5 protein-coding genes are annotated in these 9169 nt (G+C 68.1%); 3 read left to right on the top strand and 2 right to left on the bottom strand.

Translation table 11 applies throughout. The features are described from left to right. Window positions 1–307: 307 nt before the first annotated feature. Both ACO48X_RS09580 and ACO48X_RS09585 read right to left on the bottom strand, forming a co-directional pair. Window positions 308–5662 (bottom strand): DEAD/DEAH box helicase, encoded by a 5355-nt coding sequence (locus ACO48X_RS09580; protein WP_485001863.1) that lies wholly within the window; start codon window positions 5660–5662, stop codon window positions 308–310. 6 nt (window positions 5663–5668) lie between these two features. Further along, on the bottom strand, window positions 5669–6094 hold the full coding sequence (locus ACO48X_RS09585) for a DUF5360 family protein (RefSeq protein ID WP_485001864.1): 426 nt from the start codon (window positions 6092–6094) through the stop codon (window positions 5669–5671). A gap of 518 nt (window positions 6095–6612) precedes the next feature. Here ACO48X_RS09585 and ACO48X_RS09590 point away from each other — a divergent pair. The 3 genes from ACO48X_RS09590 to ACO48X_RS09600 all read left to right on the top strand — a co-directional run. After that, the gene (locus ACO48X_RS09590) at window positions 6613–7512 is read left to right on the top strand and encodes an oxidoreductase (RefSeq protein ID WP_485001865.1); all 900 of its coding nucleotides are present in this window, start codon (window positions 6613–6615) and stop codon (window positions 7510–7512) included. Window positions 7513–7717: 205 nt separating this feature from the next. Continuing rightward, entirely contained in the window at window positions 7718–8107 is a 390-nt protein-coding gene (locus tag ACO48X_RS09595; RefSeq protein WP_485001866.1) for a DUF1304 domain-containing protein, read from the top strand. A 250-nt stretch (window positions 8108–8357) separates the two neighbouring features. Beyond that, window positions 8358–9169, top strand: an 812-nt coding sequence (locus ACO48X_RS09600; RefSeq protein WP_485001867.1) for a TetR/AcrR family transcriptional regulator, incomplete at its 3' end; no start/stop codon positions are given.

The following is a 9169-nucleotide window of genomic DNA, read 5'->3' on the forward strand; positions in this document are numbered from 1 at the left end:
CAGTTTGGTAGCGCACTTGACTGGGGGTCAAGGGGTCGTGGGTTCAAATCCCGCTAGCCCGACTGATCGAAGCCCGGCGGGAATCTCTCGCCGGGCTTTTTCGTGTGAGTTCTTCCTAGGCCTAGTGTTAGGCCGAGCGCCTTCCTCCAGCGGCAGAGGCGCCCATCGCGGGCGCCGAAGAAGCGAGTACCGCAAGGCCTCGCGCAGTGCGCCCCAGTCCCCCGTCTCGGGCGCCGAAGAGGCGAACGGCATGCACGCGTTCGCCCAGTTGTGCGAGCCCCCGTCAGGGCCGTCGAAGACGCGAGTGTCACGGGCCGACGACGAACCTCATCCCCCTGGGATCGCGGGCCAAGCCGGCCTCTGCCAGGGCGTCGCCCATGGCGCGCTCCAGCGCGGAGACGCCGTTGACCGACTCGACCACCGTCCGCTTCCTCGCGGCGACGCCCGGGTCCCGCGCCCCCGCGCGCCTGAGGAACTCGGTCAGGGCGCGCAGCGCCGAACGGAACGCGGCGGTCTCCGGCGTGTAACAGAGCAGTGCCTTCATGTTCTCCGGCGCGTAGAGCGCCGGCTCCCCGTCGACGAGGACGACCGCCGCTCCCGGCCTGCGCGAAGGGTCCGGCAAGCCGACGGGAGGGGCCGCGGCGAGCCGCTCCCCGATCTGCGAAGGCAGCGCCGGGTCGGGCCAGGGAACGCCGCGCCCCACGAGGCAGGCCGGGTCCCTGAGATCGAGCACTGCGGCCGCGGGTTCGCTGTCGCCCTCCCCCGCCGCGCGGACGTCGGCATCGCCCGGGGGCTCCGCGAACGAACGCAGCGCGTCGAGAGTCCCCCTTTCGGCGTATTGGACGGGGCCGAGCCCGCGGACGAAGGTTCCCCGCAGGACGGCGCCGGCGTCTTCCATTCGCCGCAGAACAGGCGTCAGGCTTGCCATTCCGCCGGGGACGCCCGCCGCAAGGGCGATGTCTCGGGAGACCACGCCGTAGCGGTCGAGCAACGACTCGACCATTGCCACCGCGGCCTCCTCGGCGGAAACCCGGGGCGGCCTCAGGCGGCGCCACGTCGTTTGCGCCATCGCGGCCTCCAGCCGCTCCGCCCCTGCCGCGGCGCCCCTCCCCGGCGAGGACTGCCACGGCCGGGCGTTGTCCGCTTGCCTTCCCTGCGCCGTGCCGCCCGAGGCAATGCCCGGCGCCTCGGCGCTGAGGGCCCGGGCGGCGGCGAAAGCGGTGTAACGGCGCGAGCGCCGGCTCGTCACCCGCCGTTTCTTTGGGGCGGCGGCGCGCGGCTGGAGGCAGGCGCGCACCGGTTCGAAGGAAAGGGCCGTCGCGGCCCCCTCGCGCGCGAGCCTCCATAGATCCTCCCAGCCGACGTCGCCGGCCGAAACGGCCGCGCCCGCAGCCGGGGCCAGCGGCGAATCCGTGGGGAAGAAGGCGACCTCGCCGACCGGCGCTCCGTCCGTTTTCGCGGGCTCTCCGCCCGTTTGGGACGCGTCGTTGGCCAACCGTCCAGATTCTTTGCCCGTTCGGGACGTTTCACTGCTCGCCCGCCCAGATTCTCCGCTTGACCGCGCCTGCCACAGAACGTCGCCGGACAAAATGAGCTCGTCGAGCATGCCCGGGCTGTAATCCGCGACGCGCGCGGGGAAGACGACGGACTCCCACAGCGACGCCGGAAGCCACACGCCTTCCATCAGCGAGATCGCCTCGGCCAAGGCGTCGATCCCCCGTTCGGGGAGGTCGATCCCCGCCCGTTCGAGGACCAGCCTGTGTAAGGCGGCGGGGCGGACCGGTTCGATCGCTGCCCGGGCTCGGGCGAGCGACCTGTTGCGCACTCGCGCGAAAACGGAGGCCTCCATCCAGTGCGCGTCGTCTATTCGCATGAGCGAGCCGCTTTCGGCGAGCGATTCGAGGGCTTCGGCGGCGGTTGCGCGTCCGATTCCAAACTCTGTCGCCGCGTCCGCCGCTGTGATGCGGGCTCGGGTGCGCGCGCAGCGAAGGAGCAGGTCCTCCAGTGGAGAGCGCGAAACCGCCGAGGTCCGCGGGGAGCCGCCTGGCTCGGCGGCCCATTCGGGGACGTCGACGCCGAGGGCAAGCCTGAGCGCGGGCGCATCCTCGGCGCTCGCCCAGCATTCGCGCCCTCCGAGGCGCACGGCCACAGCCCTGCGCGATTGCGCGAGCTCTTCGAGCAAGTCGAGAACCGCCTCCCGTTCAGAGCGGGCCGCGGCCTCCTCTTGGCCCTCCCGCGCAGAGCCTTCGCCGACTCGCAGGAAACGGCTTTCACCGTCCTGTCGAGGCCGCTCTACGTCGGCCTGCGAGGAGTCGGCCGCGTCCTCTCGTGCGGCTCGTACGGCGCTGTCCCCTTCCTCTCGCTCGGACGGCGCATCGCCGTAGGCGCCGACGCTGCGGGCGGCGACCCCTTCGATGGTCAACGGCCCGAGCCTGCGGAGAAGGTCGGCGACGGCCTCGGCGTCGCGCCAGACCCGCCGGCCAGGCGCCAGCCGCTGCAGTTCGGCCTCGACTTCGGCGAGAACGCTTTCGTCGAGGACCTGCCCGACGCCTCCGTCTCCGACGAGGGAGGCGATGGCCTCTGGGTCGAGCGAGAGCAGATGTGCCCTCCGCTCGGCGCGCGGAAGGTCCTCCTGGTAGAGGAACGCGCCGGTGTACCCAAAAAGCAGCGGGCGCGCGAAGGGCGAAGGCGACGCCGTCTCCGCCTCGACGATGCGAACGGATCGGGCTTCGATGCGCTCCATGAGGCCGGCGAGCGCGGGAAGGTCGTAGACGTCCTGGAGGCATTCCCTCGCGGCCTCGACGGACACGGGAAAGTTGCGGAACTGCCGCGACGCCTCCAGGAGCTGGCCGGCTCTGAGCCGCTGGAGCCACAGCGGCGTCCTGCGCCCGGGGCGGGACGACGGCGTCAGCAGAGCCCGGGCCGCGCATTCCCGGAAGCGTGCGGCGAAAAGGGCGGTGCCGCCGACTTGGCTCGTGACGAGGCGGCGCAGTTCTTCGGCGTCGAAAACCACAAGCTCGGCGCCGGGAGGCCTGCCGGCCGTTGCGGGCAACTGGAACGCGATGCCGTCGTCGCTCGCGAACGTCTGCGGTTCAATCTTCGCAACGCGGCGTATGCGCTCACGTATCGCCATGGCCCACGGCTCGTGCACTCGCCTGCCCATCGGGCTGTGCAAGACGAAGCGCCAGCTGCCGTTTTCGTCCTTGCACCGTTCGAGCACAAGGGTCTCGTCGCTCGGGATCGCGCCGGTCGCAGCTTTCTGTTCGAGGAGGAGCGAAACGAGGTTCTCCCGCGCGCTCTCGTCGAGCCCGGCGCTTTCGAGCCTGGAGAGGAACGACGCCGAAACGAGAGGCTCGCTTCGCACGCCCGCCGAAGGTTCGGGATTGGCGGCGGGGCGCGGGCCTCCTGCGGCCTCCGGGCCCGACGCGAATTTCAGGCTCGCCTCGGCCTCGCGGAGGAATGCCCCCTTTGCCGCTCCCGCGGAGGCCGGCCGTCCAGGCCCTTCGCCCCGCCAAAAGGGCAGGCGCGAACTTCGCCCGCTGACGTGGTCGACGACGACGCGGTCGTTCGCAATCTCGCGAATCTGCCAGCTTGACGTGCCCAGGGTGACGACGTCGCCGACCCTGCTCTCGTAGACCATCTCCTCGTCGAGCTCGCCGACGCGGCGCCGCCCCGCTTCCTCGGCGCCCTCGGGAAGGACCACGGGGAACATGCCTCGGTCGGGAATCGTGCCGGAAAAGGAGACGGCGAGCCGCTGCGCTCCGGGACGGGCGCGCAGAACGCCCGCCTCGCGGTCCCACACGATTCGGGGCGAGAAGTCGGCGAGGTCGGCGCAGGAGTAGGCGCCGGACAGCAGCTCGAGGACGGAGTCAAAGGACTCCCTCGGCAAAGCGGCGTAGGGGGCGGCGCGGCGCACCGTCTCGAACCAGCGGTCGGCATGCGTCTCCTCGACGCTCACGGCGGCAACGGTTTGCTGGGCAAGCACGTCCAGCGCGTTCGCGACAAGCTCGGTCTCCTCGATCGCTCCGGTCCGCATGCCCTCGGCCGCGACGGTGGCGTCGACGAGATGCGTCCGCTCCACCGGGTAGATCGCTCCGCGCGGCCGCCCGCCGACGGCGTGATTGGCCCGGCCGATGCGCTGAAGGCCGCTTGCCACCGAAGGAGGGGGCGCGACCTGGAGGACGAGGTCGATGGAGCCCATGTCGATGCCGAGCTCGAGCGACGCCGTCGCCACCACGCAGCGCAGGCTGCCCGATTTCAGCTCGTTCTCGACGGCCAGCCTCTGCTCCTTGGAGACCGACCCGTGGTGGGCCTTGGCGATGACGGTCGGCTCCGGGGGCGGCGTCGAATAGTTCGAGTCTCCGCTCCCCCATGACTGCCGGCACGCCCCTGCCCCGGCTGGCAAGCCCTTTCGGCCCACGCCCGGACGGCCCCGCGTTTGCCGGTGAGCCTCGACGGATTCGACCGATCCGACAGCGGCCGCAGACCCGGCGAATCCGTCGGCTGCGGCTTCGGATCCTTCCGCTCCACCGAAGCGATTCGTGTACTCCTCGTTCAGGTGCGCCGTCAGCCTTTCGCATGCTCCCCGCGAGTTGACGAAAACCACCGTCGTCCGGTGCTGAAGAACGTGGTCGAGAATGGCCCGCTCGATGTGCGGCCACATCGAAACGACCATTTGCCCGGCGACGGAGGCGGGTGGAATGGCGGCCATGTCGGCGACGGGCACGCTGACCGCGACGTCGGGATTCGCGGCTGACTCGGCTTCGACGATCGTGACGGGACGCGATCCTCCGAGGAAGTCGGCCACGGTCCGGGCCGGCGAAACGGTGGCGGACAAGCCGATTCGCTGGGCGGGCTTTTCCAGCAGCCCGTCGAGGCGCTCGAGGGACAGCGCCAGGTGGGTTCCTCGCTTGCTTCCCGCAAGGGAATGGATCTCGTCGACGATGACCGTCGAGACGGCGCCAAGCGTCTTTCTCGCCTCGCTCGTGAGCATGAGGTAGAGGGATTCGGGCGTCGTGATGAGGATGTCGGGCGGATTGACGCGGAGGCGACGCCTCTCCTTCGCGGGCGTGTCGCCGGTCCGCATGCCCACGGTCGTCCGCGGCCCTTCAAAGGCCGCGTCTATTGCCCGCGTTTCGCCGACCGGATTCGTTCGGGCTTTTCCACTTGCGGGGACGGCGGATGAGCCGACGCCGAATTCGCCTCCAGACTCTCCAGGTTCGCCGGGCTCCCGGACGAGCCCAGTCCCTTCGGCGACGCCGAGTTCACGCGCAAGTTCTGCGCCCTTCCCGCGATCGTCGAGCTCGCCGAACTCTCGAAGGCCCCGCGCAGCGCGTTCGACGCCGGCCAGCGGCCGCCGCAGATTGCGTTCGACGTCGGCCGCCAAAGCCTTGAGCGGCGAGACGTAGAGGACGCGCACGCCCTTGGCCTCGCGGTCTTCGGCCGAGCGGCGCATGAGCCGGTCGATCGCGCTGAAGAAGGCGGCGAGCGTCTTTCCCGAGCCGGTGGGCGCGACGACGAGGGCGTTCTCCCCTCTGCCTATCGCCGCCCATGCGCGCTCCTGAACGGAGGTAGGCCCGCTCGGAAAGGCGGAGAGGAACCACGAGCGCGAGGCCCGTGAGAAACCTGAGAAAGCCGCAAAGCTGGAAGAGGCTGACGGCATGGCTCGCTAGGCTTTCCTGCCGCAGACCTTGCCGATCGACATTTCCAGAAAGCCGACGACGGGGGCGAGGACGAGCGCAGCGTTTGGAAGCCACCACCAGAGGTTGAAGTCGCCGTAGTACGACCAGAACGAGAGGGCCATGAATCCGGCGCAGAAGGTGAGCGTCAGGCCGACGGTCACAACCAGCTCGCCCGCCGCACGGCCCTTGCGCACGAGATACACGCCGAGAAATCCCAGAAGCGCCGCCGAAAGGTCGAGCGGGAAGAACGACCAGTTCCACGCCTGCATGATCGGGTTGGAGTAGTCTCTGAAGCGCTGCTCCTCGGGTATGAGGTCGAGGAAGACGGCCGTCCAATACAGCAGCAATCCCGCGTCGACGGCCAAAAGAAGCGGCTTGCCGACTCCCATGCGCCCTTCGCGATTGTCGTCCATGTGGCTGTGGCCTCCTTGCTGGTTTGTCCGTTTCGCCGCACCGGCTCCCTGCTCCGGTTGCGGGTCGCTCTACGCCTATCACACGTTTGTCTTCGACGCGTTTGCCGGATTCCGACGAGCTGCCCGCCGGACTCGGACGCGTCGTCCGCGGCGTCGGGCGCCCACACTGCTTCAAGCAGCGTGCCCTCTGCTTCAAAGACGCACTTCTGAGAGCGGAAACTCTTGTCAACCGGGCGCATATCCCCCGGATCGCCCATAGCGGAACAATGAGTACGTTGCGCCGCAAATCGATACACTTTTGTCTTGAAGTAGCGTACCACAGCATCTTGCGTCGACTTTCCGCCCCGGGACGACGACGCGTCCCCCAGCAAGAAGGATCGAAAGCCTCAGAAAACATCGGAAGCCTCCCAAATGGCTGAAACGCAGCTTTCAGATGTTCCGAGCGTGAACGCGTCGAGAAACCGGATCAAAAGTATCCGGCAATGATCCAAACAATCAAACTACATGAAAGGAAGACGATGGCGAAGAAACCCTCTACGGTCAAAGCCGTAGACAAGAAGGCAATCCTCATCACCGGCGCAAGCAGCGGCATGGGGTTCGAGGCAGCGAAAGAGCTGGCCTTGCAGGGCCATTCCGTCTACGGCGCAGCCAGGCGCGTCGAAAGGATGGCGCCGCTCACCGAATACGGCGTGCACACCATCGAGCTTGACGTCACCGACGAGGAGGCGTGCAAGGACGCCGTCGGGCGGGTCGTCGCCGAACGCGGACGCATCGACGTGCTGGTGAACAACGCGGGCTACGGATCCTTCGGAACGATCGAAGACGTCGAGATCGACGAAGCGCGCCGCCAGTTCGACGTCAACGTCTTCGGCCTCGCCGCTCTGACGAAGGCCGTCATGCCCCAGATGCGCGAGCGGCGATCGGGCACGATCGTCAACGTCTCGAGCATGGGCGGGCGGCTCGTCACCTTCATGGGAGGCTGGTACCACGCCACAAAGTACGCGGTGGAGGCCCTTTCTGACGCGTTGCGCATGGAGGCAGCCGAGTTCGGCATTGACGTCGTGCTCATCGAACCCGGCGGAATCAAAACCGAATGGGGGAACATCGCCGCCGACCACCTCGCCGAGTCCTCGAAGGGCGGGGCGTATGAGCAAACGGCGTCCAAGGCTGCGGAAGGCATGCGCCGCCAGTATTCGGGCAAGATGATGTCCGACCCCGACGTCGTGGTGCGAGCGATTTCGCGGGCCGTCAACGCGAAACGGCCCCGGCCCCGCTACCTCATCGGCTTCGGCGCCAAGCCTCTGGTCGCAGCCCATGCGGTGCTGCCCACAAGGGCCTTCGACTGGTTTGTAAAAAAGGCCGTCTTCACCCCGAGCCGGCGGAAGCCGCGGCGCTCGCAACAGCGTCGGCCGCAGTAGCCGTTGCGGCGCGACAGTTATGAGGGCACGCCCCTGCGTGAAAGCGCCCGTTTGCGCCCGTGAAATCAGGCCGAGCGGGCGCTTCTCGGGCCGTCGGGCTTTGCGCTCGCCGGTTGTCTGCCGGTGCTCGTCGGCTGCCCAACTTCTCCAACAATCAAGCCGCCAATCGTCAAACTCACCGAACGTCAACTCAAGGAGGCGCCCCATGATCGTCGCAGGACTCATTTTCGCCGCCGTCGCCGCGCTCATTCATATTTATATTTTCTATCTCGAGTCGATTGCCTGGGAGAGCGAGCGGGCGCGGGCCACATTCGGCACAGGCTCCGTCGAGGAGGCGAGGACGACGAAGTTCATGGCCTTCAACCAGGGCGTCTACAACCTGTTCCTGGCACTGCTAGTGATCGTCGGAATCGCCGCGCAGGCCGCCGGATCGAGCGCCGTCGGGCTGACGCTGGTCTTCGCGGGCGCCGCTTCGATGCTGGCCGCCGCGGCCGTCCTTTTTATCGCCTCCGCGCCGCACAGGGCCGCCGCCGTCAAGCAGGGCGCGTTCCCTCTGCTGGCCGTAGGATCCCTCGGTTTGGGCCTAATGCTCTAGGCTTCGGCCCAGTACTCTAGCAGGATGGGCATCTTTACCCGTCGGCGCCCATAAGTGTCGCCCGGCGAGTCTATTTCGCCCGCGTCAATTGGAATCGTTCGCGAAAAGCGCCGCGGCTCTATCGGCTGAAAACCGCCGGAATTCGCGCTGCACGTCGATTGAAAACACTACTGTATCAGCTTGCGTTCGGATGCCGTCCACGTCGTTTTGGCCGCCTCTGCCGCCGCATCGCCCTTGTTAAACTTTTGCCATGCCCACCACGCGAATCAACGACAGAGAGACAGAGCGCAAGATGCTCGACGTCGCCGTTTCGCTGGTTCACCAACAGGGCATTTCCGCGGAGCTGGACGACCTCGCCTTCGAACAGATCGTCCAGGAGGCCGGGGTTCCGCGCGATTCGGCGTATCGGCGCTGGCCCAAACTCCACAAGTTCTACGGCGAGGTGCTGCTCGAGCTCGCCAGCGGCACCACCCTTCCGGTCACAGAGTCGGCCATCGCCGAGCCCGCAGGCGCGATCGTTCTCGACCGCATCGAGCACCTGGGAACGGCCCAGGGGCGGCGCAACGTCGTCGTCGAAATGTTCCGCGTGGCGATCGGCGCCGACTACGATTCGATCGTCGCCTCCCCGGAGTGGAACACGTTCGCGGCCCTCGTCGCCTGTCACCAGGGGATCGCCGACGACGGCATTCGCGACGCCGTCGCGGCCGAGCTCGCCGCGACCGAAGACCGATACGTGCTGGCCCGCGCCCGCGTGTACGCCCAGCTCTCGGCGATCCTCGGCTACCGCCTCGTTCCCCCGCTGGCCGGCCCCGACGGCTTCGAGCTCATGCGCCGGGCAGCCGGGGCCGCGATCATGGGCCTCGTGGCGAAGATAGGCCTAGGAGGGCCGGCCTACGAGTCCCCGCGTTACCTGCGCGCATTCGGCAGCACCGACGTCGCCGAATGGAGGCCCTCTACCTACATCATGGCCTCCACGATCTTCAGCTTCATCGAGCCCGACCCTCGCACGCGCTGGTCGCGGGCGCGGGTCGAGGACCTCGTCATGGCGATCGCGCAATTCGC

The sequence above is a fragment of the Peptidiphaga sp. genome, assembly GCF_057238965.1.